This is a genomic window from Terrabacter sp. R4-6, from assembly GCF_057529065.1.
In genome coordinates, this window is sequence record NZ_CP197224.1 from 25,709 (window position 1) to 51,479 (window position 25,771).

General features: G+C 71.7%; 23 protein-coding genes and 1 tRNA gene. 6 read left to right on the forward strand and 18 right to left on the reverse strand.

The genetic code is table 11. From position 1 onward, the window contains the following. The first annotated feature begins 109 nt into the window (after positions 1 to 109). Complete coding sequence (locus ACSSS0_RS00130; protein ID WP_487229589.1) at positions 110 to 1,543, forward strand: YibE/F family protein; 1,434 nt, start codon at positions 110 to 112, stop codon at positions 1,541 to 1,543. 120 nt (positions 1,544 to 1,663) lie between these two features. Beyond that, positions 1,664 to 2,467, forward strand: coding sequence for an acyltransferase (locus ACSSS0_RS00135; protein ID WP_487229590.1), 804 nt, complete (start codon positions 1,664 to 1,666; stop codon positions 2,465 to 2,467). 63 nt (positions 2,468 to 2,530) lie between these two features. Here the strand turns inward: ACSSS0_RS00135 and ACSSS0_RS00140 are convergent, their stop codons facing one another. The 14 genes from ACSSS0_RS00140 to ald all read right to left on the reverse strand — a co-directional run bounded on the left by ACSSS0_RS00140 (position 2,531) and on the right by ald (position 16,354). Next, on the reverse strand, positions 2,531 to 4,276 hold the full coding sequence (locus ACSSS0_RS00140; RefSeq protein ID WP_487229591.1) for an Ig-like domain-containing protein: 1,746 nt from the start codon (positions 4,274 to 4,276) through the stop codon (positions 2,531 to 2,533). Then, on the reverse strand, positions 4,276 to 5,259 hold the full coding sequence (locus ACSSS0_RS00145) for a hypothetical protein (RefSeq protein WP_487229592.1): 984 nt from the start codon (positions 5,257 to 5,259) through the stop codon (positions 4,276 to 4,278). Before ACSSS0_RS00145 ends, ACSSS0_RS00140 begins: the two co-directional genes overlap by 1 nt. 108 nt (positions 5,260 to 5,367) lie before the next feature. Further along, positions 5,368 to 5,871 (reverse strand): hypothetical protein, encoded by a 504-nt coding sequence (locus ACSSS0_RS00150; RefSeq protein WP_487229593.1) that lies wholly within the window; start codon positions 5,869 to 5,871, stop codon positions 5,368 to 5,370. A 281-nt stretch (positions 5,872 to 6,152) separates the two neighbouring features. Further along, positions 6,153 to 6,226 (reverse strand) — tRNA-Pro (locus ACSSS0_RS00155). Positions 6,227 to 6,370: 144 nt separating this feature from the next. Beyond that, positions 6,371 to 7,870 (reverse strand): ribosome biogenesis GTPase Der, encoded by a 1,500-nt coding sequence (der, locus tag ACSSS0_RS00160; protein ID WP_435985957.1) that lies wholly within the window; start codon positions 7,868 to 7,870, stop codon positions 6,371 to 6,373. 12 nt (positions 7,871 to 7,882) lie between these two features. After that, positions 7,883 to 8,548 carry a lysophospholipid acyltransferase family protein gene (locus ACSSS0_RS00165; protein WP_487229594.1) on the reverse strand — a complete coding sequence of 222 codons (666 nt, stop codon included), beginning with the start codon at positions 8,546 to 8,548 and terminating at the stop codon, positions 7,883 to 7,885. Beyond that, the gene (cmk, locus tag ACSSS0_RS00170) at positions 8,545 to 9,252 is read right to left on the reverse strand and encodes a (d)CMP kinase (protein ID WP_435985955.1); all 708 of its coding nucleotides are present in this window, start codon (positions 9,250 to 9,252) and stop codon (positions 8,545 to 8,547) included. The genes ACSSS0_RS00165 and cmk overlap by 4 nt, the downstream gene beginning before the upstream one ends. 59 nt (positions 9,253 to 9,311) lie before the next feature. Next, complete coding sequence (locus ACSSS0_RS00175) at positions 9,312 to 10,394, reverse strand: prephenate dehydrogenase (protein WP_487229595.1); 1,083 nt, start codon at positions 10,392 to 10,394, stop codon at positions 9,312 to 9,314. A gap of 46 nt (positions 10,395 to 10,440) precedes the next feature. Continuing rightward, entirely contained in the window at positions 10,441 to 11,418 is a 978-nt protein-coding gene (locus tag ACSSS0_RS00180; RefSeq protein ID WP_487229596.1) for a pseudouridine synthase, read from the reverse strand. Then, positions 11,415 to 12,071 (reverse strand): SMC-Scp complex subunit ScpB, encoded by a 657-nt coding sequence (gene scpB / locus ACSSS0_RS00185; RefSeq protein ID WP_435985952.1) that lies wholly within the window; start codon positions 12,069 to 12,071, stop codon positions 11,415 to 11,417. The genes ACSSS0_RS00180 and scpB overlap by 4 nt, the downstream gene beginning before the upstream one ends. Next, positions 12,064 to 13,200, reverse strand: coding sequence for a segregation and condensation protein A (locus tag ACSSS0_RS00190; protein WP_487229597.1), 1,137 nt, complete (start codon positions 13,198 to 13,200; stop codon positions 12,064 to 12,066). Before ACSSS0_RS00190 ends, scpB begins: the two co-directional genes overlap by 8 nt. A gap of 14 nt (positions 13,201 to 13,214) precedes the next feature. Continuing rightward, positions 13,215 to 14,051, reverse strand: coding sequence for a ParA family protein (locus tag ACSSS0_RS00195; RefSeq protein ID WP_487231168.1), 837 nt, complete (start codon positions 14,049 to 14,051; stop codon positions 13,215 to 13,217). Between the two features lie 204 nt (positions 14,052 to 14,255). Continuing rightward, positions 14,256 to 15,242, reverse strand: coding sequence for a site-specific tyrosine recombinase XerD (gene xerD, locus ACSSS0_RS00200; RefSeq protein WP_435987846.1), 987 nt, complete (start codon positions 15,240 to 15,242; stop codon positions 14,256 to 14,258). Further along, a complete protein-coding gene (ald, locus tag ACSSS0_RS00205; RefSeq protein WP_435985950.1) occupies positions 15,239 to 16,354 on the reverse strand; it encodes an alanine dehydrogenase in 1,116 nt (371 codons plus the stop codon). Before ald ends, xerD begins: the two co-directional genes overlap by 4 nt. Positions 16,355 to 16,665: 311 nt before the next feature. Between ald and ACSSS0_RS00210 the strand changes: the two genes are divergently transcribed. Next, positions 16,666 to 16,929, forward strand: a complete 264-nt coding sequence (locus ACSSS0_RS00210; RefSeq protein WP_487229598.1) for a hypothetical protein — start codon at positions 16,666 to 16,668, stop codon at positions 16,927 to 16,929. Next, positions 16,926 to 17,537, forward strand: coding sequence for a hypothetical protein (locus ACSSS0_RS00215; protein WP_435985948.1), 612 nt, complete (start codon positions 16,926 to 16,928; stop codon positions 17,535 to 17,537). Before ACSSS0_RS00210 ends, ACSSS0_RS00215 begins: the two co-directional genes overlap by 4 nt. Before the next feature lie 77 nt (positions 17,538 to 17,614). Here ACSSS0_RS00215 and hisS read toward each other — a convergent pair whose 3' ends face one another. Continuing rightward, the gene (gene hisS, locus ACSSS0_RS00220) at positions 17,615 to 18,967 is read right to left on the reverse strand and encodes a histidine--tRNA ligase (RefSeq protein ID WP_487229599.1); all 1,353 of its coding nucleotides are present in this window, start codon (positions 18,965 to 18,967) and stop codon (positions 17,615 to 17,617) included. Then, positions 18,964 to 19,665 (reverse strand): MBL fold metallo-hydrolase, encoded by a 702-nt coding sequence (locus ACSSS0_RS00225; RefSeq protein ID WP_487229600.1) that lies wholly within the window; start codon positions 19,663 to 19,665, stop codon positions 18,964 to 18,966. Before ACSSS0_RS00225 ends, hisS begins: the two co-directional genes overlap by 4 nt. 228 nt (positions 19,666 to 19,893) lie before the next feature. Between ACSSS0_RS00225 and ACSSS0_RS00230 the strand changes: the two genes are divergently transcribed. After that, the gene (locus ACSSS0_RS00230) at positions 19,894 to 20,736 is read left to right on the forward strand and encodes a peptidylprolyl isomerase (RefSeq protein ID WP_487229601.1); all 843 of its coding nucleotides are present in this window, start codon (positions 19,894 to 19,896) and stop codon (positions 20,734 to 20,736) included. Then, on the forward strand, positions 20,733 to 22,787 hold the full coding sequence (locus ACSSS0_RS00235; protein WP_487229602.1) for a DUF349 domain-containing protein: 2,055 nt from the start codon (positions 20,733 to 20,735) through the stop codon (positions 22,785 to 22,787). Before ACSSS0_RS00230 ends, ACSSS0_RS00235 begins: the two co-directional genes overlap by 4 nt. Positions 22,788 to 22,913: 126 nt before the next feature. On the opposite strand, the gene ACSSS0_RS00240 is transcribed toward ACSSS0_RS00235, so the two are convergent. Together ACSSS0_RS00240 and ACSSS0_RS00245 are read right to left on the reverse strand one after the other, a co-directional pair. Then, positions 22,914 to 25,199 carry a RelA/SpoT family protein gene (locus ACSSS0_RS00240; protein WP_020144302.1) on the reverse strand — a complete coding sequence of 762 codons (2,286 nt, stop codon included), beginning with the start codon at positions 25,197 to 25,199 and terminating at the stop codon, positions 22,914 to 22,916. Between the two features lie 28 nt (positions 25,200 to 25,227). Continuing rightward, the gene (locus tag ACSSS0_RS00245) at positions 25,228 to 25,752 is read right to left on the reverse strand and encodes an adenine phosphoribosyltransferase (RefSeq protein ID WP_487229603.1); all 525 of its coding nucleotides are present in this window, start codon (positions 25,750 to 25,752) and stop codon (positions 25,228 to 25,230) included. Between the last annotated feature and the right edge of the window lie 19 nt (positions 25,753 to 25,771).

The following is a 25,771-nucleotide window of genomic DNA, read 5'->3' on the forward strand; positions in this document are numbered from 1 at the left end:
GTCCCCGGCATCGATCCGGACACGACGCGGCTCGGGCCGGAGGACGAGCACGCGGAAGCCCGGTGCGGCAGGCGCCTCGGGCTCGACCTGCTCTGGCACACTCGGCACCATGCCCGGCGGACACTCCCACAGCCATGCCCACGGAGCCCACGGAGCCCATGCGGCGTCGGGCACCGTCGCCGTCAGCACGTTGGCCCGCGTCGGCCTGACGATCCTGATCGTGCTCGCTGCCGCGGCCACGGTCTTCGGTCTCGTGCGCTACTGGCCGGCGGAGGCCCAGGGGCCCGACCGGGTGGGCACCTCGGACTTCGCGGCACCCGGGGTGACCTTTCCCGTCGCCGAGGTCCAGCGGGTCCTCCCGGTCTGCGAGGGCCCCGACGCCGCCACCGGGGCCGACCCCGCGGACGGCCAGGGCGGTGACGTCGTCGACGGGGACCCGACCTGCGGCGCCATCACCGTCCAGCTCGAGCAGCCGACCGCCACCTCGGGTGACGTCCGTCCGGTCGTGTCGGTCTCGGTGCCCCCCGCGATCTCCACGTCGGGGCTGCGCGAGGGCGACACCGTCATGCTCCTGCGGACCCCGCCCCAGGACTCCCAGCCCGAGACGTACTCCTTCCTCCAGGTGCAGCGCGGCGCTCCCCTGTCCCTCATGCTCGCGCTCTTCCTCCTCGTCGTGGCGGTCGTCGCACGATGGCGCGGGGTGCTCGCCCTCGTCGGTCTCGTCTTCGGCGGCTTCGTCGTGGTGAGGTTCATGCTGCCGGCCCTGCTCGAGGGCCAGTCCGGGCTGCTCGTGGCCCTCATCGGCTCCTCGGCCATCATGTTCGTCGTCCTCTACCTCGCGCACGGGCTCTCGGTGAGGACGAGCACCGCTCTCGCCGGGACGCTCTTCGGTGTCGCGATCACGGCGGGTCTCGGCCTGCTGGCGGTCGACCTGGCCCGACTCAGCGGAGTCGCCAACGACGAGGGGGCCACGCTGGCGTCCTTCGTCACGACGATGAACCCGCGCGAGCTGCTGACGTGCGCGATCATCGTGGCCGGTCTCGGCGTCCTCAACGACGTGACGATCACGCAGTCGTCGGCGGTGTGGGAGCTGCGGGCCGCCGCTCCCTCCATGGGCCGGCGTGCGCTCTTCCAGTCGGGCATGCGCATCGGGCGCGACCACATCGCCTCGACGATCTACACGATCGTCTTCGCGTATGCCGGTGCCGCGCTTCCCGTGCTCCTGCTCCTCTTCCTCTACGAGCGTCCCGTGCTCGAGATGCTCCAGACGGAGTCGCTGTCCGAGGAGATCGTGCGCACGCTCGCGAGCGCCATCGGACTCGTGCTCGCCGTGCCCGTCACGACGGCGATCGCTGCCCTCACCGTCGGGGCTGCGCGGACGCCGGCGCCGGTGGATGGCGCAGGACGCGGCCCCGGCCACCCGCGTGCTGCCGACGGGGCGGAGCAGCAGGGTCCCACCGCGGCGGACCTCGTCCGCGCCGCGAGCGGGCCGCCGGAACCCGCGACACGCGCCGAGGCGCGCTCGCGGATGTCCTCGTCCTGACCGTGACGGAGGCGTCCCGGAACGTCCGTCACGGCATCGGCGCAGGTCACTCCGCAGGTTGCGTCAGGCGGGACTCGTCGGACTTTCAACGAGTTCTCAGCAACCACTAGGCTCGCCGCCATGAACCGTGTGACGACCCTCGAGGCGTACGACGACGACCGGGGGAACCGCATCGAGTTCGGCGGGAGCGTCGAGAAGAACATCCGTGTGAAGTTCAAGGGACGAAACAACGTCCTGCGCGTCGCGACCCAGCAGAACATCGCCCAGCTCTACGTCGACTTCGACTGTGACAACGGCCTCGTGGAGATCGACAGCAGCCAGGGCGTGCCGGGCCTGCGGGCGGCGATCCGTGTCGGCGACGGCTGCCAGGTGCGCATCGGCAAGAACGTCTCGTCGACGACGACCGTGGCCATGTCGACGGCCGAGGGCACGTCGATCACGATCGGCGACGACGTCATGATCGCCTCCGACATCCAGATCCGTGCCGACGACGGCCACCCCATCTTCGACGTCCGCACCGGCAAGCGGGTCAACGCCGCCCGGTCGATCGTCATCGGCAACCACGTGTGGCTCGGCCTCGGCGCCTGTGTCCTCGGTGGCGTGACCATCGGCGACGGCACCGTCGTCGGCATGCGTTCGGTCGTGACCCGGTCCCTCCCCAACAACGTCGTCGGGGCCGGATCGCCGGCGAAGGTCGTCAAGCGCAACGTGGCCTGGGAGCGACCGCACCTCACCCTGGACCCGCCCTACCGGAAGCCGACCGCGGCCTCGGTCAAGAAGTCGACCGACTACTGGACCCTGACCGTCGACCCCGACAGCAGGCCGTCACGCAGCCGCGAGATCTACGCCGGTGCACGTCGACGCACCCGCCGGAGCCTCAAGGCCGTCCGTGCCCGGGCCGGCGCGATGACCCGTCGCACCTGACCCGCGCACCTCACCCTTCTCGGCGTCCGCTGCCACACCGTCGCGGACCCGGCGTGGCGACGGTCAGGAGATCGTCAGGACCGCGGTCCACGTCGCGCCCCCGGACTCGGTGAACGTCACCGAGACCGCCGCCGCGTTGACGCCGTTCTTCGTCGCCGAGACCGAGGCGGTCGAGGTCGTGGCGTTCGCCGCCACGCTGACCGTGCCCGTGCCGGCGGTCTTGCCCGTCGAGGACCAGCTGATGGTCTCCGTCGCGCCGCTGTAGGACACCGCGGTCCCCGAGCCGGTGCCGAACCCGACGGTCGCCCGGACGACGGCGTTGTTGCCGCCTCCGGAGACCGTGCAGCTGTACGTGGAGCCCACGGTGCCGGTGCAGCTCGGTGTCACCGCGACGCCGTTGAGGGTGACGCCCGAGAACACGAGCCCCGCCGCCTGTCCGTTGACGACGTCCTGGCCGACCGCCGCGGACGTGGACGCCGAGTGGTTCGCCGTGCCGGCGTACGTCGCCGTGACCGAGCGGGTGCCGGGCGTCGCGAAGGTCGTCGTGCAGGTGGCGACACCCGAGGCGCTCAGCGTCTGGGAGCCGGAGGAGCAGCTGATCGCGTTCGCGCCGTCCTTGAAGGTGACGCTGCCGGTCGGGACTCCCCCGCCGGGTGCGGTGGCGCCCACGGTCGCGGTGTAGGTGACGCTCTGGCCGGTGCGGACCGTCGTCGCGGAGGTCGTGAGGCTCGTCGTCGTGGTGGCTGGGCCGACGACCTGGCTGACGGCCGGCGAGGTGGAGGTCAGGTGGTTGGTCGAGCCGCCGTAGACGGCGGTGATGCTGCGCGTCGCGGCGGACGCGTGGCTCACCACGCAGGTCGCCGATCCGGAGCTGAGGCTCTGGCTGCCACCCGCGCAGGTCAGGGTCGTGGAGCCGTCCTTGAAGATGACGGTCCCGCTCGGGGTGCCGCCGCCGGGTGCGACCACCGACACGGTGGCGGTGTACGTCACGGCCTGTCCGACGGCCGACGGGTTCGTCGACGACGTCAGTGCCGTTGTCGTCGAGGCGGCGCCCACGACCTGCGTGATGGCTGCGGAGGACGAGGCTGCGTGAGGCGCCGATCCGGCATACGCCGCGGTGACCGACCGGGTGCCCGCGGAAGGGTGGCTGACCGTGCACGTCGCAGTGCCCGAGCTGAGCGTCGGTGAGCCGCCCGCGCACGTCATCGCCGAGCCCGCGTCACGGAAGGTGACCGACCCGGTCGGTGTCCCGGAGGCCGAGCTGACGCTCGCGGTGTACGTCACGGCCTGTCCGACCACCGACGGGTTCGTCGCCGAGCTCACCGAGGTCGTCGTCGCGACTGACGCCTGGACGGTCACCGGGGCGCTGGACGCGCTCGTGGCCGACCAGCCGGAGCGCACCGCGACGACGGTGTAGCGGTAGGTCCCGTCCGGCACCGACGCGTCGCTGCACGAGGTCGTGGGAAGGAGCGACGACGGCGACGTGCCGCACGCGGCGGCGCTGACAGCCGTTGCGACGTCGGTGCGCTCGACGCGGTAGCCCGCGGGCGCCACGCCCGCGGAGGGCGCGGTCCACGCGACGGCCACGCTCGTGGCGCCGGCGGCAGCGGTGGCCGTCACGGACGACGGGGCCGTGAGGGTCGCGGTCGGGGCGCTGCCCGTCCCGCCCCCGCTCACGGCCCAGTACGCCCAGGCGGTGCCGGACACGGTCATCAGCACGGTCAGCAGGATGCCGACGTGGAAGGCGCGCACGCCGCGGCTCTGGGCGGCACGGCGTGCGCGCGTCTTCGGGGGCGTCGGGGCCGGCATCAGTTGCTCGCCGTCCCCGACCACGTGAGCGCGAAGCTCTTGTTCTTGCAGACGTCCTGGTTGACCGTGGGCAGGTTGCGCAGGCGGATGGACGCCGTCGCCACGCCCTGGTCCGGAAGCGTCACGGTGCCCCGGGCCGGGACGAGGAGCACGAGGTCGGCCGAGGCCGTGGGCTGGCGCAGCTCGAGGTTCGGTATCGAGGTGCAGCCGGGTGGCGTGCTGTCGGCCGCGACGGCGACCGTGAGCGCCGAGACCCTGATGGTGACGGGGTTCGGGTTCGTGACGGTGGCCGAGAGCGGCCGCCACACACCCGGTGCGAGATCACCGACGCTGCCGGTGACCGTGAAGGGCAGGCCTGTCTCGGGCAGGCCCTTCTGGTACTTGAACGCGTACGCCGTCGTGGCGGAGACGTTGCCCACTGCGTCCACGGCCCGGACCGCGAGCTGGTGCTGTCCGTTGTTCGAGGTGTCGATGACCCACGTCAGCGGTGTCGTGCAGACGGTCCACGCACCGTTCTCGAGGGAGCACCGGAACGTCACGCCCGTCTCGGCGGACGTCCACGTCGCGGTGTTCGTCGCCGTCGACGTGGGGTTCGACGGGGTCGTCGTGAGCACGGGCGCCGGCGGCGCGACGGTGTCGACGACCCAGGTGTATGCCGTGGGCATGCTCTCCGTGCCCCTGACGACCGTCATGACGCTGAACGTGTGGCCGCCCTGCGCCAGGGCTGAGTAGGTGACCGGGCTCGCGCAGGCCGTGAACGCGGCTCCGTCGCGCGCGCACCGGAAGCCGGCTCCCGCCATGGCGGTGAAGGCGAACGTCGCGCTGGTGCTCGCCGACGGGTTGGAGGGCCTCGCCGTGATCGTCGGGCTGACGACCGACGGGCCCGAGGCCGCGCGGGGCATGCCGTGGACGGTGGCGAGGAGCGCGACGAAGACGCCGAGCAGCGCCAGGGCGGTGTGCCTGGCGTTCGTCGGCGTCTTCATGGGACTCCCCGGTCGTGGTCGGTGCGGCCTGTGGTTCGTGACGTCGTGCGACGGACGCGGAAGGGGTGGGGCGCCGGGGTCGATGCGGCGTCCCACCCCTTCCGGGTCTCAGCTGGCGACGTAGGTGATCGTCACCGCGGCGCCCTTGCAGGCGTCCTGGTTCGTCGTCTTGTTGTTGAACTGCAGGGTGTAGTCGACGGTCGTCGTCGCGGCCGGCGCGAGGTCGGTCGGCGTGAGGCTGAGCGAGGCGGCGGTGGCCTGCGACGTGGGAGCCGGGTTGCCGTTCAGCATGTAGTCGGTGCCGTCGCAACCCTCCTTGTCGGTCGTGACGAAGGCCTTGACCGCCTGGATCTTGTAGTTCTCGGTGCCCGTGTTCTTGACCGTCGCGGTGATCGTCTGGGCGGAGTCGCCGGGGTACATCGCGGTCGCGCTGCCGCCGGTGACGAGGAAGACGTTGCCGGCCCCGGCCCGCGTGGAGGCCGTGCCGGTGCCGCCACCGAGGCTCGTCCAGTAGGCGTAGGCGCCGCCGGCGGTCGCGAGGCCGATGACCCCGGCTGCGACGAAGGCTGCGGACTTCTTCTTCCTGGAGCTGGACTTCTTCTGAGTGCGCATGGTGTCCCCCATGACCTTTCCCTCGAGTGGCTTTACCGGTTCTTGGTGTGCTGCTGAGGGAACAGTGACACGCGATTCGGCCGATTCGGGGGCACCTCGGGCAACGTTGCGCATACCTTGCGGGTTGCTTGTGGACACGACGCCGACCTTGCAGCGGCGGCCGGGACACCTTGCACAACAAACGGATTCAGACCACCACGGAACCAGGTTGATCGAGTCCCGGGAGACACGACGACGAAGGGCCGCACTCTCCGTGGAGAGTGCGGCCCTTCGTCGTTCGGTCGGGCTGACAGGATTTGAACCTGCGACCCCTTGACCCCCAGTCAAGTGCGCTACCAAGCTGCGCCACAGCCCGAATGCCCCTCGGGGCGAAAGGAACATTAGCGCACCGGATGCCGCTGGTCCCAATCGGCCCCCGTGAACGCCCCCCGGCCCCTCCGGGCCGGCGGCGCCTCGGCGTCGGGACGGTGCCGGGGAGGGCGTTCGGTCGGCGTCGGGGTCAGCGCCGGCGCTTCTCGCGGACGCGGACGGAGACCTCGATCGGCGTGCCCTCGAAGCCGAACTGCTCGCGCAGACGTCGCTCGATGAAGCGGCGGTAGCCGGCCTCGATGAAGCCCGACGCGAAGATGACGAAGCGCGGCGGACGCGTCGAGGCCTGGGTCGCGAAGAGGATGCGGGGCTGCTTGCCGCCACGCAGCGGGTGCGGGTGGGCAGCCACGATCTCGCCGAGGAAGGCGTTGAGCCGCCCGGTCGGGACGCGGGTGTCCCACGACTCGAGGGCGGTCTCGATGGCGGGCACGAGGCGGTCCATGTGGCGGCCCGTGCGCGCCGAGATGTTGGCCCGGGGCGCCCACGGCACCTGGACGAGCTCCTTCTCGATCTCGCGCTCGAGGTAGTAGCGGCGCTCCTCGTCGAGGTTGTCCCACTTGTTGTAGGCGATGACGAGCGCACGGCCCGAGTCGATGACCTGCTGCACGACACGGATGTCCTGCTCGGCGATCGGCTCCTCGGCGTCGATGAGCACGACGGCCACCTCGGCCTTCTCGAGGGCCGTCTGGGTGCGCAGCGACGCGTAGAAGTCGGCGCCCCGGCTCTGGTGGACCCGGCGACGGATGCCGGCGGTGTCGACGAAGCGCCACGTCTTGCCGCCGAGCTCGATGAGCTCGTCGACGGGGTCGCGGGTGGTGCCGGCGACGTTGTCCACGACGACGCGCTCCGAGCCCGCCAGGCGGTTGAGCAGGCTCGACTTGCCCACGTTGGGGCGCCCGACGAGCGCGACCCGTCGCGGACCGCCCTGCGCGTAGGCCCCGTGGGCCGACACGTCGGGCAGCACCTCGAGCACGGCGTCGAGGGCGTCGCCGCTCCCGCGGCCGTGCACGGCGGACACCGGGAAGGGCTGGCCGAGGCCGAGGCTCCACAGCATCGCCGCGTCGGCCTCGCCCCGCTGGTCGTCGACCTTGTTGGCCACGAGCACCACCGGCTTGCCGGAGCGGCGCAGGAGCTTGACGACCGCCTCGTCGTCGTCGGTCGCACCGACCGTGGCGTCGACGACGAACATGACGACGTCGGCGAGGTCGATCGCGATCTCGGCCTGCTCGGCGACGCGCAGGTGGATGCCCGTGGCGTCCGCCTCCCAGCCGCCGGTGTCGACGATCGTGAAGCGACGCCCGCCCCACTCGGCCTCGTAGGAGACGCGGTCGCGCGTCACACCCGGCACGTCCTCGACGACGGCCTCACGGCGCCGCAGGATGCGGTTGACCAGGCTCGACTTGCCGACGTTGGGTCGGCCGACCACGGCCACGACGGGCAGCGGTCCCTGGGCCGCGCCGCCGTCGGAGACCGGCCCCTGGGCATCGAGCAGCGCCTGGTCCTCGGGGCTGAGCTCGAAGTCGTCGAGCCCGGCGCGCAGGGCGCGCTCCACGGCGGCGTCGTCGACGGAGGGGTCGGGGGTCGAGATCGGAACGCCCTCGTCGATGGGGCGGGCGGTCTCGTCAGTCACGGTGTCCTCGAATCAGTGAACGTCTGTTGAGGGACCATTCTCCACCCGCGAGCGGCGTACATGTGACGCGAGGGCGTCGCGCAGCTGGTCACTGGCGAGCCGGAGGCGGTCGCGGCCGGGTGCGGAGGCGTCGACGGCGAGCCGGAACGGCACGCCGAAGTCGACGAGCAGACGCGAGCGGAAGGGCGGCCAGTCGTCTTTGGTCGCGCCCGGGACGCGCGTGCCGCTGACCGCCACCGGCACGATCTGCGCGTCGGTGCGCAGCGCGATCCAGGCGGCCCCGTGGTTGACCTGGTGGACCTCGCCGTCTCCCCGGTTGCCCTCGGGGAAGATCCCGACCGCTCCCCCACCCTCGAGGACGGCGCTCGCCGAGGCGAGCGCTGCACGGTCACCGACGGAGCGGTCGATGGGGATCTGGCCGACGTTGCGGATCGTCCAGCCCCAGAAGCCGGAGAAGGCCTCCTGCTTGACGAGGAAGCTGACGGGGCGGGGCGCCATGCCGAAGACGAGGGGTCCGTCGAGGAACGCAGCGTGGTTGGCCACGAGGATGACGGGCCCGGTGAGCGGTACCCGCTCGAGGTGCAGGGCCGTGCCGCGGTAGAGGGTGCTGAAGATGACCTTGCCGATCGGGCGGCCGATCCGGGCCCGGTTCGGGTGGGGAGCGACCGCCTGGCTCACGCCCGGGCCGCCTCGACCACCTGGAGCACCGCCTCGACCGAGCCCTCGAAGTCGAGGTGCGAGGTGTCGATCGTCGTGACGCCGTCGGCGGCGACGGTGAACTCCGACACGGCGGAGTCGGCCTTGTCACGGTCGACGATCTGCGAGCGGGTCGCGGCGACGGCGTCGGCGTCGTCGGCGCCGTGCAGCTCCTTCGAGCGGCGCGCCAGCCTCGCCTCCTCGGAGGCCGTGAGCAGGATGCGCACGGGAGCGTCGGGGGCCACGACGGTCGTGATGTCGCGGCCCTCCGCGACGACGCCGCCGGTGGCCGCGGCCGCCTCGGAGATGAGGCGGCGCTGCAGGACCCGGAGGATCTCGCGCACGGGGATCACCGTGGCGACCGCGGAGACGTTCGTCGAGATGCCGGTCTCGCGGATGGCCGCGGCGACGTCGGTGCCGTCGACCTCCACCGTGGGTGCGTCGGGATCGGTGCCGATGACGAGCGGGAAGCGCTGTGCCGCAGTGGTGATCGCGTCTGCATCGGCGAGGTCGACACCCTCGTGGAGGCACCACCACGTGAGCGCGCGGTACATGGCGCCGGTGTCGAGGTAGCCGTAGCCGAGCGAGCGTGCGACCTGCTTGCTGACGCTCGACTTGCCGGACCCGGAGGGACCGTCCACGGCGACGACGAAACCGGACAGGGGGTCCTCGGGGGTCTGCGGCATGCGGACGAGGATAGTGCCTCGTCCCGGCCGCTCCCGGACCTGCCCGGGAGCCGGGATCTTCAGTCGTGCACGCGCCAGCCGAGCCGGGCCAGCTCGGCCCGCAGCGGCTCGACGGAGGCCGGGACCACGGAGATCTCGGCGACGCCGACGGCCTGCCCGAGCCCGTGCTCGAGGTGGAGGTCCTCGAGGTTGATCCCGGCGTGGCCGACGTCGGTGAGCAGCCGCGCCAGCGATCCCGGCTCGTCGGGGACGACGACCGAGACGACCTCGTACGCGGCCGGAGCGGCGCCGTGCTTGCCGGGGATGCGGGCGTGGCCGAGGTTGCCGGCCTCGAGGACTCGGCTCAGGGTGCCGAGCGACCCGGCGCCGTCGGCGTCCACGAGCGCGTCGAGGGCCCCGACGACGTCGTCGACCTGGTCGCGGACGTGGCGCAGGACGTCGCGGACGGCCGCTGCGTTGCCGGCGAGGATCTGGGTCCAGAGCCGTGGGTCGCTCGCCGCGATGCGGGTGACGTCGCGCAGACCCTGCCCGGCGAGACCGACGGCGGACTCGGGCAGCTCTCGCAGGCACGCCGCGACGATGCTCGCCGCGAGCTGCGGCACGTGCGAGACGGCCGCCACGGCCTCGTCGTGCTCGTGGGCCGGCATGACCCGCACCGCGGAGCCGACGGCGATCGCGAGGTCCCTCACGCGGCGCACGGCCGCCTCGGTCGACGCCTCGTGGGGCACGACGACCCACGCCCGGCCGTCGAAGAGGTCGGCGCGCGCGGCCGCGGCACCCGAGCGCTCGCGACCGGCCATCGGGTGGGACCCGACGTAGCGGCTCGCGTCGGCGCCCGAGTCGAGTACGACGCGGAGCACCGACTCCTTGACGGAGGCGACGTCGGTGACGACGGCGTCGGGCCAGCGCCCCAGGGCCTCGACGACGACGCGCGCCGCGACGTCGGGCGGGGCGGCGACGACGACGACGTCCGGCGCGTCGCTCACGTCCTCGGCCATCTCGCCTGCCCGAAGGTCGCGTGCGAGGCGGACTGCCGTTGGGGACGGGTCCGCCAGCGACACGCGAAATCCGTTGTTGGACAAGGCGATACCGAGACTGGTCCCGATCAGCCCAGCGCCGACGATGCGGACGTGTGTGCTCACCCCGTCAGCGTAGCGAGCGGGTCGTCCCAGGGCCGGGACGTCCGGATCACAGACCGGCGGCCTTGTAGAGCGCCCCGATCTCGGCCTTGTTGAGCCGTCGGGTGCGCCCGGACTTCAGGTCGGCGAGACGGATCGGCCCCACCTCGGTGCGGACGAGCTCGAGGACCGGGTGCCCGACGGCCTCGAGCATCCGGCGCACGACGTGCTTGCGACCCTCGTGCAGGACGACCTCGACCATGGCCTTGCCCGGCTGGTGGTCGACGATTCGGAACGAGTCGACGCTGACGGGACCGTCCTCGAGCTCGACGCCCTCACGCAGACGCTTGCCGACGTCACGCTGCACGGGGCCGCGGATCGTCGCGACGTACGTCTTGAGGACGCCGTATGCCGGGTGCTGCAGTCGGTGGGCGAGGTCGCCGTCGTTGGTGAGCAGCAGCAGGCCCTCGGTGTCGGCGTCGAGGCGCCCGACGTGGAAGAGGCGCTGCTCGCGGTTGCCGACGTAGTCCTCGAGCGAGATGCGGCCGAGCTCGTCGTGCATCGTGGTGACGACGCCCTTGGGCTTGTTGAAGGCGAGGTAGACGCGGTCCTCGTCGAGGTTGACCCGCACGCCGTCGACGTGGACCACCTGGGTCTGCGGGTTGATGCGCACCCCGAGCTCGGTCACGACCTGGCCGTCGACCTCGACGCGTCCCTGCTCGATGAGGTTCTCGCAGACGCGCCGCGAGCCGACGCCGCCGGCGGCCATGAGCTTCTGCAGGCGCACGCCGTCGGGGTCGTGGACGTCGATCTCGGGAGCGGCCTTGCGGTCCGGCAGCCTGGTGGGCTGGCTGGCCTTGGTCGATCCGGCGAAGCGCGGGCCGGTGGACTTGCCGCCGCTCTTGCCGCCGCCGCTCTTGCCGCCGCCGGTCTTGCCGCCCGACACGGGCCGGCCGCCCCGGCGGGCGCCGCCGACGCTTCCCGGGCCCCCGGAGGGCCCGGAGCCCTTCTTGCGCGGCTGGCGGGGGGATCTGGAGTACTCGCTCATGCGTGTCCTTCCTCGATGAGCTCGTCGATGACGTCGGCGTCCGGGAGGTAGGGCGCCAACGCCGGGAGGTCGTCGAGCGACGACAGTCCCATCCGCTGGAGGAAGTAGGGGGTCGTGCGGAAGAGCATGGCACCGCTCTCGCCCACGTCCTCGACCTCCTCGATGAGGCCTCGCGAGGCCAGGGTGCGCACGACGCCGTCGACGTTGACGCCCCGCACGGCACTGACCCGCGCGCGGGACACGGGCTGGCGGTAGGCGATGACGGCGAGCGTCTCGAGCGAGGCCTGGGTCAACTTGGCCTGCTGGCCGTCGAGGACGAACTTCTCGACCACGGGCGCGAAGTCGGACCGGCTGTAGACGCGCCACCCACCGGCGACGCTGCGCAGGGTGAACCCGCGCTGCGCGGCGGCATACTCCTCCTCGAGGGCGTGCAGGTGGCCCCGCACGTCGTCGACGGGCAGCTCGAGCGCGGACGCGAGGGCGACCTCGGTCACCGGCTCGTCGACGACCATGAGCACGGCCTCGAGCGCCGAGCGGGCGCCACCCGGGAAGTCGTTGATGTCGAAGGCGATCTGCTCGTCGGCACCCTCGCGGTCACCGAGCCCCTCGGGCTCGACGGTCGCGTCGGGCCCCTGCGCCGACTGGTCACTCATCGTCTGCTCCTCTTCGTGCGGTGGCGTCGCCACCCGTCTCCTCGGTGTCGTGCATGGACGCGTCGCCGGCTGGCTCGTCGTCGAACGCGTCACCCTCGGTGCCTGCGTCCTCGTCGACCTCGTCGTCCTCGTCGAACTCGTCGTCGATGGCGATGTCGCCGTCGTCGGTGCCGGTCCAGCGGATGTCGAGCTCGCCCAGGGCCTCCGCCTGCTCGAAGGCGATGGCGGCCTCCTTGAACAGCTCGAGCAGGGCGAGGAAGCGCGCCACGATGACGAGGGTGCTGTCGGCGTCGGCGACGAGGCTGCGGAACGAGACCTGGCCGCGGTGGCGCAGCCGCTCGACGATGATCGCGGCCTGCTCCCGGACGCTGACCTGGGGGGCGTGGAGGTGCTCGAGACCGACCGTCGGCACCACCTTCGGCGTCATCGCGCGTGCCGCGATCATGGCGAACTGCTCGGGCGTGATCGCGATGACGAGCTCGGGCAGCAGGGCGGCGAACTCCGGCTCGAGGCCGGCCTGGCGCGGGGTGATGCGCCCGGCCGTGGCCATCCGCTCGCGGAAGGTGGCGGCGATGTCCTTGTAGGCGCGGTACTGCAGGAGCCGGGCGAAGAGCAGGTCGCGGGCCTCGATGAGGGCGAGGTCCTCGTCGTCCTGCGGGCCCGACTGCGGGAGCAGGCGCGAGGCCTTGAGGTCGAGCAGGGTCGCCGCGATGAGGAGGAACTCCGACGCCTGGCCGAGGTCCCAGTCGCTGTTGGCCGCCTGGGCGGTCTTGATGTGGGCCACGAACTCGTCGGTGACCTTGGCGAGGGCGACCTCGGTGATGTCGAGCTGGTGCTTGCTGATGAGGCCGAGCAGCAGGTCGAAGGGCCCGGAGAAGACGTCGAGGTGGACCTCGAACGGCGCGGCCGAACGGCGCGTGATGACACCGCCGGGGGTCAGCTCCTCCGGCGCGGTCCGGCGAGGCACCGCGGCGAGCGTGAGGTCGTCGGGATCGCCGGTCGCTGAGGGCTGGGCGGGCTGCCCGGGCTGCCCGGGCTTGGAGGGCTGGGAGGGCTGGGAGGGCTGGGAGGGCACGGCAGCGTCGTCGGCGTCGACCGCGGTGCGGTCGACGGTGTCCTGCTCGGTCATCAGATCACTGCGGTTCAGGCCGCGCCGCCGCGCGCGATGAGCTCACGGGCGAGCTGGCGGTAGGCGTTGGCACCGGAGTGCTCGGACGAGTAGGACGTGATCGGCTCGGCGGCCAGCGTCGCGTCGGGGAACTTCACGGTGCGGCTGATCACCGTGTGGAAGACCTGCTCGCCGAAGTGGTCGACGACCGAGCGCACGACCTCCCGGCTGTGGAGCGTGCGGCTGTCGTACATCGTGGCGAGGATGCCGTCGACCTGCAGGCGCGGGTTGAGGCGGTCGGTGATCTTGTCGATCGTGTCGATGAGCAGGGCGACGCCGCGCATCGCGAAGAACTCGCACTCGAGCGGGATGATGACGCCGTGCGCGGCCGTCAGCGCGTTGACCGTGAGCAGGCCGAGCGAGGGCTGGCAGTCGATGAGCACGAGGTCGTACTCGTCGACGACGGGGCGCAGCACGCGGGCGAGGATCTGCTCGCGGGCGACCTCGCCGACGAGCTGGACCTCGGCCGCGGACAGGTCGATGTTGGCCGGGACCAGGTCGAGGTTGGGCGTGCGCGTGTGCTGGATGACGTCGTGGATCTCGTGGCCGCGCTCGATGAGGAGGTTGTAGATCGTCGTGTCGAGCTCCTGCGCGTTGACGCCCAGACCGACCGAGAGCGCGCCCTGCGGGTCGAAGTCGATGACGAGGACCTTGCGACCGAGCTCGGCGAGCGCGGCGCCGAGGTTGATCGTCGTCGTCGTCTTGCCGACGCCGCCCTTCTGGTTGCACATGGCGATGATGCGCGCGGGACCGTGGCTCGAGAGCGGCGGGGGGTTCGGGAAGTCCGGCAGCGGCCGGCCGGTCGGGCCCATGGCGCCGGAGCCGGCGGACTCGGTGCCCGGCAGGTGCGCGACCCGCGGGGAGGCACTGACCGGACTCTGTCGGGGCTGGTCGAGGTCCTCGGACGGCACGGACTGCATGGTGTCGTGTGACTCCTCGTTCACCGGGTGTTCCACTCCGCTCGGCCTTGCCCTGGGATGCTGCGGTCAGCCTCGCGCTGATCACGTGTGACCTTATCAGCGGGCACGGGGGTGGGCGCCCGCATAGACCTCGCGGAGTCGGTGCACCGAGACCATCGTGTAGATCTGCGTCGTCGTGACGGAGGCGTGCCCGAGCAGCTCCTGGACGACCCGGACGTCCGCCCCGCCGTCGAGCAGGTGCGTGGCGAAGGAGTGGCGCAGCGTGTGGGGGGACACGTGCTCGGTGAGGTCGGCCCGCTCGGCGGCGCGCCGGATGATGGCCCAGGCCGACTGCCGCGAGAGCCGGGCGCCGCGCTGGTTGAGGAAGAGCGCCGGACCCCCCTTGCCGTGCGTGGCGAGGGCCGGTCGACCGCGGACGAGGTAGGCCGTCACGGCCTCGACCGCGTAGCGCCCGACGGGGACGACGCGCTCCTTGCCGCCCTTGCCGTGCAGCCGGACGGATGCCACTCCCCCACCCGTCGGTGCGGTGCCAGAGGTGTCTGCGGGGCCGGCGGTCTCGATGTCGTCGACGTCGAGGTCGACGGCCTCGCTGATGCGTGCGCCGACGCCGTAGAGGACCTCGAGGAGTGCGCGATCGCGCAGCGACTCGGGCGTGTCGCCGACGGATGCCGCCGCGAGCAGCCGCTCCACGGCCTCGATCGGGATCGCCTTGGGCAGCCGAGCGGGTGGCTTGGGCGGGGCGACGTTGGCAGCTGGGTCGCCGGCCACCTCACCCTCCAGCGCGAGGAAGCGGTGGAAGCCACGCACGGCGACGAGGGTGCGCGCCGCGGAGGAGGCGGCGAGCCCGCGCTCGCGCAGGGACGCGAGGAAGTCGGTGACGTCGGCCTCGGTGACCCGGCTCGCGTCGTCGATCCCCTTGGCGGCCAGGAACGCCGCGTAGGAGCGCAGGTCGCGGGCGTAGGACTTGAGGGTGTTGTCGGACGCGCCCTTCTCGACGCGGACGTGGTCGAGCCACCCGCGGACGTCGCGCTCGAGGCGCGAGGGACGTGCCGCGGGTGGCTCGGTGAGGACCTGCTCGGTCAGGAGAGCGCCTCGTCGAGACCGACCGACGCCATGCCGTGGGCCTCGGCGACACCGGCGTAGGTGACGTGCCCGTCGTGCGTGTTGAGCCCGAGGCCGAGCGCGTGGTCGGCGCGCAGCGCGTCGCGCCAGCCCTGGTTGGCGAGCTTCACGGCATACGGCAGGGTCGAGTTGGTCAGGGCGTAGGTGGAGGTGTTGGGCACCGCGCCCGGCATGTTGGCGACGCAGTAGAAGACCGAGTTGTGCACCGTGTAGGTGGGGTCGGCGTGCGTCGTGGCGTGGCTGTCCTCGAAGCAGCCGCCCTGGTCGATGGCGATGTCGACGAGCACGGAGCCCGGCTTCATCTGCGACACGAGCTCGTTGGAGACGAGCTTGGGAGCGGCCGCGCCGGGGATGAGCACGGCGCCTATGACCATGTCGGCCTCCTGGACCTGCTGCTGCACCGTCAGACGGTTCGAGGCCAGACCGTGGACCTGGTTCTCGTAGCGCCAGAAGGACATCCGCAGCTTGTCGAGGTCGGTGTCGAGCAGCGTGACGTCGGCGCCCATGCCGAGGGCGATGTTGGCGGCATTCTGGCCCGAGACACCGGCGCCGAGGATGACGACCTTGGCGTTGGCCACGCCGCCGACACCGCCCATGAGCACGCCGCGGCCGCCCTGGGCGCGCATCAGCGCGTGGGCGCCGACCTGCGGAGCGAGGCAGCCGGCCACCTCGGACATCGGGTAGAGCAGCGGCAGCGCACCGGACGGCAGCTGAACGGTCTCGTAGGCGATGCCCGTGACCTTGCGCTTGACGAGCTCCTCGGTGAGCGGCTTGTCGGCCGCGAGGTGCAGGTACGTGAAGAGGGTCAGGCCCTCCCGCATCCGGTGGTACTCCTCCGCCACGGGCTCCTTGACCTTGAGGACCATGTCGGCCTCGCCCCACACGTCGTCGGCCGAGCCGAGGATGCGCGCGCCCGCCGCGACGTAGTCGTCGTCACTGATCTGCGAGCCGACCCCGGCGTCCTTCTCGACGATGACGTCGTGACCGTTCTCGGTGAGCTCGTGGACTCCCGAGGGCGTGATGGCGACGCGGTACTCGTGGTTCTTGACCTCGCGGGGGATGCCGACCTTCATGCTGCTGCACTTCCTTCCGGACTGACTCGGCCACGGCGCCGTTGCCGTGGTGAGAAGAGGCCCGCAGGGGCCGCGAGGCCACTGTATCCGTGGGCGTCACGGCCCGGTCACGACCTCGTGCAACTGCCTCCGACCGGCCTTGGACCCGTGCCACAGTGTGCTCACCGCCAACCGCGGTCGACGAGCTCGGAGAAGGAGGGGTCGTGACCGATCCGCCGGGGCACGAGGGATACACCTGGCCGGTGGCGCCGGCCGGTTCACGGCCGCCGAGGCCGCCGAGGCCCTCGAGGCACCCGAGGGCGGAGGGGCCCGTGCTGACACGGCGCCACGGCGTCGTCGCCGGCGCGGTCTTCGCCGTGCCTGCCGTCTGGGGACCGATCTTCCAGGGAGTGGAGCCACCCGGGGCGTTCGTGCTGCTCGCGATCGGCCTCGCGGTCGCCGCGGCGGCCGCGGCCTTCCCGGCACTGCGCTCGTTCGCGGGGGGCTTCGTCGTGGGCTCCCTGGTGGGCGGGTTCGCCGCATTCATCGCCCTTGTCGTGTTCTTCGTCGTCGTCTTCGCCAACATGGGTCCGTGAAGCTCTACGCAGACACCCCCGCCCGCCGCACCCGACAGCTGCTGTCCGACGTGCTCATGCTCCTCTGGATCGGTCTCTGGGCGTATGCCGGTCGCCAGGTCCACGACACCGTCGAGCAGCTGCGTGCCCCCGCGGACTCGATCACGTCGGCGGGCCAGTCGGTCAACGGCGCCCTCACGGGCGCGGGCGACCAGGCGGGTCAGCTGCCCCTCGTGGGTGACCAGCTGAAGACGTGGCTGACCCAGGCGGCCGGATCGGGCACGACCCTGCAGGAGGCGGGGACGTCGATGGCCGACACCGTCGACACGCTCGCCCGGGGACTCGGGTTCGGCACGGCGCTCGTGCCGATCCTGCTCGTCCTCGTGGTCTGGCTCTACGTCCGGGTTCGCTTCGTGCGCAACGCGACCCAGTCACAACGCTTCATCGACGCCGGCGAGGACCTCGACCTCTTCGCCTTCCGCGCGATGGCGACACAGCCGATGCGCGCACTCGCCCGTGTCTCCGACGACCCGGCGGGGGCGTGGCGACGCCAGGACCGTGACGTCATCCGGGAGCTCGCCCTGCTCGAGCTGCGCGACCAGGGTCTGCGCCCGCCGCCCGGCACCTGACCTCGCCACGCGCCTGGTCGCGCGGGGCGGTCGGTCGGGGCTCGGTCGGGGGCTCGGTCGCGGGCTCGGTCGGGGGCTCAGTCGGCGCGGGTGACCTGCGGCACGAGGTCCTCCGCCGGCGGGGTCCACGCGTCGGCGGAGGCCGGGACCTGCTCGCCGCTGCGGATGTCCTTGACCTCGTCACCGGACTCCCCCGCCCCGGGGAACCAGACGTACGGGATCCCGCGACGCTCGGCGTAGCGGATCTGCTTGCCGAAGCGGGCCGCCGACGGGGCGACCTCGCAGGCGATCCCGCGCCGGCGCAGGGCCGTGGCCACCGCGACGGCCCCCTCGCGCGACTCGTCGTCGGTCAGCGCGACGAGCACGGCGGCGGGCGTGGACCGCGACGCGGTGACGAGCCCACGGCCGATGAGCAGTCCGAGGATGCGGGTCACGCCGATGGAGATGCCGACGCCCGGGTAGGTGTTCTTGCCGTCGCTGGCGAGGGCGTCGTAGCGGCCGCCGGAGCAGAACGAGCCCCACGACTCGTGGCCGACGAACTGGGTCTCGTACACCGTGCCGGTGTAGTAGTCGAGGCCGCGCGCGATGCGCAGGTCGGCGACGAGCTTGCCGGGGGCGTGGGCCATGCCGGTGCGGATGACGTTGGCGAGGGAGTCGAGCCCCTCGTCGAGGAGCGGGTGCTCGACGCCGAGGGCGCGGACCTGCTCGACGAAGCCGAGGTCGGTCGAGCGGATCGCGGCGAGCGCGAGGCACTGGTCGGCCTGCTCGTCCGTCGTGCCCGACTCGACGAGCAGGGCCTTGACCTTCTCGGGGCCGATCTTGTCGAGCTTGTCGACGATGCGCAGCGTCCCGATGACGTCGGTGATGCCGATGCCCTGGTAGAAGCCGTTGGGGATCTTGCGGTCGTTGACCTGGATGACGAACTCGCCCACCGGGAACCGGCTGAAGACGTCGGCGATGACGAGCGGCATCTCGGCCTCGAAGTGCGGCGAGAGCGCGCCGACGTCCACGACGTCGATGTCGGCCTGGGTGAACTCGCGGTAGCGACCCTCCTGGGGCCGCTCCCCGCGCCACGCCTTCTGGATCTGGTAGCGGCGGAAGGGGAAGGCGAGCTTGCCGGCGTTCTCGAGGACGTAGCGTGCGAACGGCACGGTCATGTCGAAGTGCAGGCCCCAGCGGGCGTCGTCGTCGCTGCCGCCGGCCAGACGGGACACGGCGTAGATCTCCTTGTCGGCGTCCTCGCCCTGGGCGCTGAGGCGCTCGATGGGCTCGATGGACCGGGTCTCGACCGACGAGAACCCGTGCAGCTCGAAGGTCTCCCGGATGACGTCGAGGAAGCGCTGCTCGACGATGCGCTCGGACGGGAGGTACTCGGGGAAGCCGCTGATCGGGGTGACCTTGCCGGACTTCGAGGCGGGACGCGTGCTCACGCGGGCAAGTCTCTCAGGTAGGGGTTGGTGGCGCGCTCGTGGGCCATCGTCGTCGCCTGGTAGTGGCCCGGCAGCACGAGCGTCGTGTCGGGCAGCGGCAGCACGACGTCGCGCAGGCTGCGCTGCATCGCCGCCGGGTCGCCGCCCGGCAGGTCGGTGCGTCCCACCGAACCGGCGAAGAGCACGTCGCCGGTCACCATCGTCCGGTCCACGTCCACCTGGTCGCGGATGCCGTCGGGCACCCGGTCGATCCCGAACATGACCGAGCCCTCGGTGTGCCCGGGTGCGTGGAGCACGTCGAGCTCCAGGCCGGCGAGCGTCAGTCGGGTGCCGTCGGTGATCTCGACGACGTTGGTCGGCTCGGTCCACGTCGCCGCGGCGCCGAACTGCTGCTCGAACATGGCGATCAGGCCAGGGTTGCTCTGTCTCAGCAGGTCGTGGAGCCGGTAGCGGTCGTCGGCATGGATGTAGGCGGCGGTGTCGGACCCGCAGACGGGCGTCACGGAGTAGACGTGGTCGACGTGCCCGTGCGTGAGCAGCACCGCGGCCGGCCGCAGCCGGTGCTCCGCCAGCACCTCGCGCAGCGTCTCCTCGACCCCGATCCCCGGGTCGACGATGACGCACTCCTCCCCCGCGCCGGGGGCGAGGACGTAGCAGTTGGTGTCGAACGCCCGGGCCGGGAAGGCAATGGTCAGCACGCTGGGAGCCTAGCGACGACGCGCGCCGGGGCACGCGGCATACGTGCTCGGGAGTGGGGACGGACGACCGCGGGTATGCCGTCAGCGGGGGTTCCGGGCGCAAATCCGCGCGTCGGAGGGGAGATGTCACGGACTCGTGACCCGTCCCGCTGCGTGCGCACCGCAGTCGTTCCATAAAATGACCGAACGCCCGGGGACAGCCCATGTGGCCCGTACGAGGAGAGGTTCGTGACCAAAGAGCAGGAACGCGCACGTGCGCGCCGCCGCCACGAGGAACAGCAGAAGACCGCCAAGCCGCCGGTGAGCGACTCGACGCGCGACAAGCAGGTCTTCGGTGTGATCCTCGCGGTCATCCTCATCATCGCTGCGGTCATCGTCGTGCCCAAGCTCGTCGGCAGCTCCGACGCAGCCACTCCCGCGGCCGGGTCGACGACTCCGGCGAGCACCCCGACGAGCTCGGGCGGGCTCGCCGAGGGGCAGAAGCTCGCGGCCGGCTGCACCGCTCCCCCGGCGAACCAGACCACCCCGAAGCAGCAGAAGGAGGTCCCGGCCAAGGCCACGGCGGCCGGCAAGACCTTTGTCGCGACCGTCAAGACCACGTGCGGTGACCTCACCTTCGAGCTCGACGGGACGAAGGCGCCGCAGACCGTCGCCTCGTTCATCAACCTGGCCAAGACCGGCTTCTGGGCCCCGAGCCCATGCCACCGCGTCACGACCGAGGGCATCTACGTGCTCCAGTGCGGTGACCCCACCGGCACCGGTCAGGGTGGCCCCGGCTACACCTTCGGCATCGAGAACGCGCCCAAGGACGGGAAGTACGCCACCGGCGTTCTCGCCATGGCGCGCACCTCCGACCCGAACAGCAACGGCGGCCAGTTCTTCATCACCTACAAGGAAACCCAGTTGCCCACCGACGGCGGTGGCTACACGATCTTCGGGAAGGTGACCAAGGGCCTCGACATCGTCGAGAAGATCGCCGCGAACCAGGCCCTGCCCCCGAGCCCGACGGACGGAACCCCCGTCTCCCCGATCAGCATCCTCAGCGTCAGCGTGACGGAGAAGAAGGCATGACCGACATCAAGCAGCCCGAGCCGGACGACACCACCGACCCCGGGACGGAGGCCGAGCACGGCGAGGCAGCGGTCGAACCGGCCGCCGAGAACGCCGACACGGTCGACACGGTCGACACGGTCGACACGGTCGAGAGCCCGGCCACGCCCGAGCCTGCAGCGACACCCGAGTCCGCGACCGAGACGGCTGACGCCGTCGCGTCGGTGGAGGCCACGGAGTCCGGCGACACGACCGAGACGGCCAGCGAGCCCACGGAGTCCGCGGTGACCGAGCCCGTCGCAGAACCCGTCGCAGAGCTCGGCGCGGAGGCGGAGCCCGCGCACGCCGAGCCGACGGAGGCCGAGCCCACGGTCCAGAGCGAGCCGGTCGCAACGACGGAGCCGGAGAGCGCCGTCGCTGCGGGCACGGCACCCGAGGCCGCGGCCGAGGCGCCCGTGTCCGAGCCCGAGGCAGCCGAGCCGGCCGGCGCCGCCCCGGCCGCGGTGGAGGGTGGCGAGCCGGTGGCAGCGGCGGTCGAGACCGCCGATGCCGTGGCGTCCGTCAGCAGCACGGAGTCCGGAGCCGCCACCGAGGCGACCCCGGCCACCGAGGCAGCGCCCGCCACCGAGGCGGCCCCGGCCACCGAGGCAGCGCCCGCCACCGAGGCCGCACCCGCCACCGAGGCCGCGCCCACCGCGCCCTCGCCGGCGAGCGTCCCCAAGCCCTCGGCGATCCCGACCCCGGCAGCGCTGGCCAAGGTCGTGCCGCACCCGACGGTGACGCCTGCCGCACCGGCGCCGATCACGACCGACCACTCCGCCTCGGCGGCGTTCGGGCGCGTCGACGAGAACGGCACGGTCTTCGTGCGCACCAAGGACGGCGAGGAGCAGGAGGTCGGCTCCTACCCCGGCGCGAGCGACCAGGAGGCGCTGACCTACTTCGCGCGCAAGTACGACGAGCTCTTCGCCTCGGCGGTGCTGCTCGAGCAGCGGCTCTCGCAGCCCGAGGTGCCGTCCAAGGACGTCGCCGAGGCCCTCAAGACCCTCGCGGCCCAGGTCAAGGACGCGACCGTCGTCGGTGACCTCGACGCCCTGGCCACGAAGCTCGACGAGATCCAGTCCGGCCTCGCGGCCAAGCGCAACGTCGAGCAGCAGCACCGCGCCGAGGCGCGGGCGGCCGCCACGGCCGAGCGCGAGAAGATCGTGGCCGAGGCCGAGTCGATCGCCGGGCAGCCCGAGAACCGGATCCAGTGGAAGAGCAGCGGCGCCCGGATGCGTGAGCTGCTCGACGAGTGGAAGGCGCACCAGCGCTCGGCCACCCGCCTCGACCGCGAGACGGAGTCGAACCTGTGGCAGCGCTTCAGCAGCGCGCGCAACGGCTTCGACAAGGCACGACGCAGCCACTTCGCGGGTCTCGACGCGCAACACGCCGACGCCAAGGGCGCCAAGGAGCGACTCGTGGCCGAGGCCGAGAAGCTGGCGACGAGTACCGACTGGGCGGCCACCGCGGGCGCCTTCAAGCGCCTCATGGACGAGTGGCGGCGCGCCGGCCGGGCCAGCCGGTCCGACGACGACAAGCTGTGGGCCCGCTTCAAGGCTGCGCAGGACGCCTTCTTCGCCGCCAAGGACGAGGTCGTCGCCGCCGAGGAGGAGCAGTACCGCGGCAACCTTGCGGTCAAGGAGGCCCTCCTCGTCGAGGCCGAGGCGATCCTGCCCGTGACCGACCTCGAGAAGGCCAAGTCCCAGCTGCGGGTCGTCCAGGACAAGTGGGATGCCGCCGGCAAGGTCCCGCGGTCCGACATGGAGCGGGTCGAGAAGGCCATGCGCCGCATCGAGCAGACGGTGCGGGACGCCGAGGACCGCAGGTGGAAGTCGAGCAACCCCGAGGTGGCAGCTCGCGCCCGGGCCATGGTCGACCAGCTCGAGCGTGCCGTCGCCGACCTCCAGGACGACCTGGCCAAGGCCGAGGCGTCCGGCAGCGCGAGCAAGATCAAGAAGGCCCGAGAGGCCCTCGACGCGCGTCAGGTCTGGCTCGACCAGGCCCGCGCGGGAGTCGCCGAGTTCGGCGGCTGACCACTCGACCACCCCACCGTCGAAAGGCCACAAACCGGGGAGCGAAGGCGGGCCTGAGGCCCGCCCAACCCCCGGTTTGTGGCCTTTCGACGGTTCAGGCGGGTGGCTCGGGCAACCGGGCCTCGCCTACATCGTGGACTTGCCGCCGTTGACGCGATAGACGTCGAAGACCCCATCGATCTTGCGGACCGCCTGCATGACGTGGTCGAGGTGCGCGGGATCGCCCATCTCGAAGGTGAAGCGCGAGATGGCCACCCGGTCGCGCGAGGTCTGCACGGACGCCGACAGGATGTTGACGTGCTGGTCCGACAGGACGCGGGTCACGTCGCTGAGGAGGCGGTTGCGGTCGAGCGCCTCGACCTGCAGCTGCACGAGGAAGACGCTGGCCGAGCTCGGCGCCCACTCGACGTCGATGAGCCGCTCGGGGTTGGCCGTCAGCTGGTCGGCGTTGGTGCAGTCGACGCGGTGCACGGAGACACCGTTGCCACGCGTCACGAAGCCGATGATCGGGTCGCCGGGCACCGGGGTGCAGCACTTGGCGAGCTTGACCCACACGTCTGCCGTGCCGACGACGACGACGCCGGGGTCGCCGGGCTTGCGGCGGCTGGCCGCGCGCGTCGGGACGGTCGCCTCGGCGAGGTCCTCGGTGGCGCCGTCGACGCCACCCATCGACGCCACGACCTTGCCGACGACGTGCTGCGCGGAGACGTGCCCCTCGCCCACGGCGGCATACAGCGCCTCGATGTCCTGGTATCGCAGGTCGGTCGCGACGGCGGTCATCGACTCGTGGCTCATGAGCCGCTGGAGCGGGAGGTTCTGCTTGCGCAGCGCCTTGGCGATCGAGTCCTTGCCGGCCTCGATGGCCTCCTCGCGGCGCTCCTTGGAGAACCACTGCTTGATCTTGTTGCGGGCGCGCGGGCTCTTGACGAACTGGAGCCAGTCGCGCGACGGACCGGCACCGTCGGCCTTGGACGTCAGCACCTCGACGACGTCGCCGTTCTCGAGCGTCGACTCGAGGGGCACGAGGCGCCCGTTGACGCGCGCCCCGATGCAGTGGTGCCCGACCTCGGTGTGGACGGCATACGCGAAGTCGACGGGAGTGCCGCCCATCGGGAGCGCGACGACCGAGCCCTTCGGCGTGAAGACGTAGACCTCGCTGCTGCCCATCTCGAAGCGCAGCGAGTCGAGGAACTCGCCCGGGTCCTCGGTCTCGCGCTGCCAGTCGAGCAGCTGGCGCAGCCACGCCATGTCGTTCTGGGGCGTGATCTCGCCGGGACGCGCGGGACCGCCGCCGTTGCTCTGGTCCTTGTACTTCCAGTGCGCGGCGACGCCGTACTCGGCGCGGCGGTGCATCGTGTGCGTGCGGATCTGGATCTCGACCGGCTTGCCCTGCGGGCCGATGACCGTCGTGTGGAGCGACTGGTACATGTTGAACTTCGGCATCGCGATGTAGTCCTTGAAGCGCCCCGGCACCGGGTTCCACCGCGAGTGGAGGGCGCCGAGCGCCGCGTAGCAGTCGCGCACCGTGTCGACGAGGACGCGGACGGCGACGAGGTCGTAGATCTCCTCGAAGTCGCGGCCCCGCACGATCATCTTCTGGTACACGGAGTAGTAGTGCTTGGGCCGGCCCGTGACGACGGCCTTGATCTTGGCGGCCGTGAGGTCCTCTGTGACCTGGGTGCGGACGCCGGCTAGGTACTCCTCGCGGGCGGGGGCGCGCTCGGCGACGAGGCGCACGATCTCGTCGTACACCTTCGGGTAGAGCGTCGCGAACGAGAGGTCCTCGAGTTCCCACTTGATGGTGTTCATGCCGAGGCGGTGCGCGAGCGGCGCGTAGATCTCGAGCGTCTCGTTGGCCTTGCGCTTGGCCGACTCGGGGCTGACGTAGCGCCACGTGCGGGCGTTGTGCAGCCGGTCGGCGAGCTTGATGACGAGGACGCGGATGTCGCGCGCCATCGCGATGACCATCTTGCGGACGGTCTCGGCCTGGGCGGCCTCGCCGTAGGTCACCTTGTCGAGCTTGGTCACGCCGTCGACGAGCATCGCGATCTCGTCACCGAAGTCGTGGCGCAGCTCGTCGAGGCCGTATGCCGTGTCCTCGACCGTGTCGTGCAGCAGCGCCGCCGCGAGGGTGGGCGGCGTCATGCCGAGCTCGGCGAGGATCGTCGTCACGGCGAGCGGGTGCGTGATGTACGCGTCGCCGCTCTTGCGCATCTGGCCCTCGTGGGCGCTCTCCGCGACGGCATAGGCCCGTTCGATGACCGAGAGGTCGGCCTTGGGGTGGTTCTGCCGCACGGCCGTCATGAGCGGCTCGAGCACGGGGTTGCCCGCCGGCCGGGTGGCCCCGAACCGGGCGAAACGGGCGCGCACCCGCGACGGGGTGGACAGCTCGTTGCGGACGTCCTCGCTCATGAAGAGAGTCTAGGCGGTCCCTCTGTGATCAGACGGTGAGGATGGCGTTGACGGCGCCGGACGTGATCCGGGAGCGGCCTTCGAGGAAGCCGAGCTCGATGAGGAACTCGAGAGCCGTGGTCGTGGCGCCGGACCGCTCGATGAGCTCGCACGCCGCCGCGGCCGTGCCGCCCGTGGCGAGGACGTCGTCGATGAGCAGCACGCGCGCGCCCGCCGGGAAGGCGTCCGCCTGCACCTCGACCTCGGCGGTGCCGTACTCGAGGGAGTACGCCGACGCGATCGTGTCGCCGGGAAGCTTGCCGGCCTTGCGGATCGGGACGAAGCCGAGTCCCAGGGCGTGGGCCACCGGCGCGCCGAAGATGAAGCCGCGCGCTTCGACGCCGGCGACGATGTCGACCTGCCCCCTCCAGCGCCGGGCGATGTCGTCGACGAGGGCGCCGAAGGCCATGCCGTCGGCGAGCAGCGGCGAGAGGTCCTTGAAGACGATCCCGGGCTTCGGGAAGTCGGGGACGTCGCGGACGCGCGACGCGACGAGGTCACTGATCTGGCTCACGCCGGCTCCTACAGGTGTG

Coding starts and splice junctions, on each gene's coding strand:
- ACSSS0_RS00130 (WP_487229589.1), top strand. CDS start 110: ATGCCCGGCGGACACTCCCACAGCCATGCCCACGGAGCCCACGGAGCC.
- ACSSS0_RS00135 (WP_487229590.1), top strand. CDS start 1,664: ATGAACCGTGTGACGACCCTCGAGGCGTACGACGACGACCGGGGGAAC.
- ACSSS0_RS00140 (WP_487229591.1), bottom strand. CDS start 4,276: ATGCCGGCCCCGACGCCCCCGAAGACGCGCGCACGCCGTGCCGCCCAG.
- ACSSS0_RS00145 (WP_487229592.1), bottom strand. CDS start 5,259: ATGAAGACGCCGACGAACGCCAGGCACACCGCCCTGGCGCTGCTCGGC.
- ACSSS0_RS00150 (WP_487229593.1), bottom strand. CDS start 5,871: ATGCGCACTCAGAAGAAGTCCAGCTCCAGGAAGAAGAAGTCCGCAGCC.
- cmk (WP_435985955.1), bottom strand. CDS start 9,252: ATGCCGCAGACCCCCGAGGACCCCCTGTCCGGTTTCGTCGTCGCCGTG.
- ACSSS0_RS00180 (WP_487229596.1), bottom strand. CDS start 11,418: ATGAGCGAGTACTCCAGATCCCCCCGCCAGCCGCGCAAGAAGGGCTCC.
- scpB (WP_435985952.1), bottom strand. CDS start 12,071: ATGAGTGACCAGTCGGCGCAGGGGCCCGACGCGACCGTCGAGCCCGAG.
- ACSSS0_RS00190 (WP_487229597.1), bottom strand. CDS start 13,200: ATGACCGAGCAGGACACCGTCGACCGCACCGCGGTCGACGCCGACGAC.
- ACSSS0_RS00195 (WP_487231168.1), bottom strand. CDS start 14,051: ATGGGCCCGACCGGCCGGCCGCTGCCGGACTTCCCGAACCCCCCGCCG.
- ald (WP_435985950.1), bottom strand. CDS start 16,354: ATGAAGGTCGGCATCCCCCGCGAGGTCAAGAACCACGAGTACCGCGTC.
- ACSSS0_RS00235 (WP_487229602.1), top strand. CDS start 20,733: ATGACCGACATCAAGCAGCCCGAGCCGGACGACACCACCGACCCCGGG.
- ACSSS0_RS00240 (WP_020144302.1), bottom strand. CDS start 25,199: ATGAGCGAGGACGTCCGCAACGAGCTGTCCACCCCGTCGCGGGTGCGC.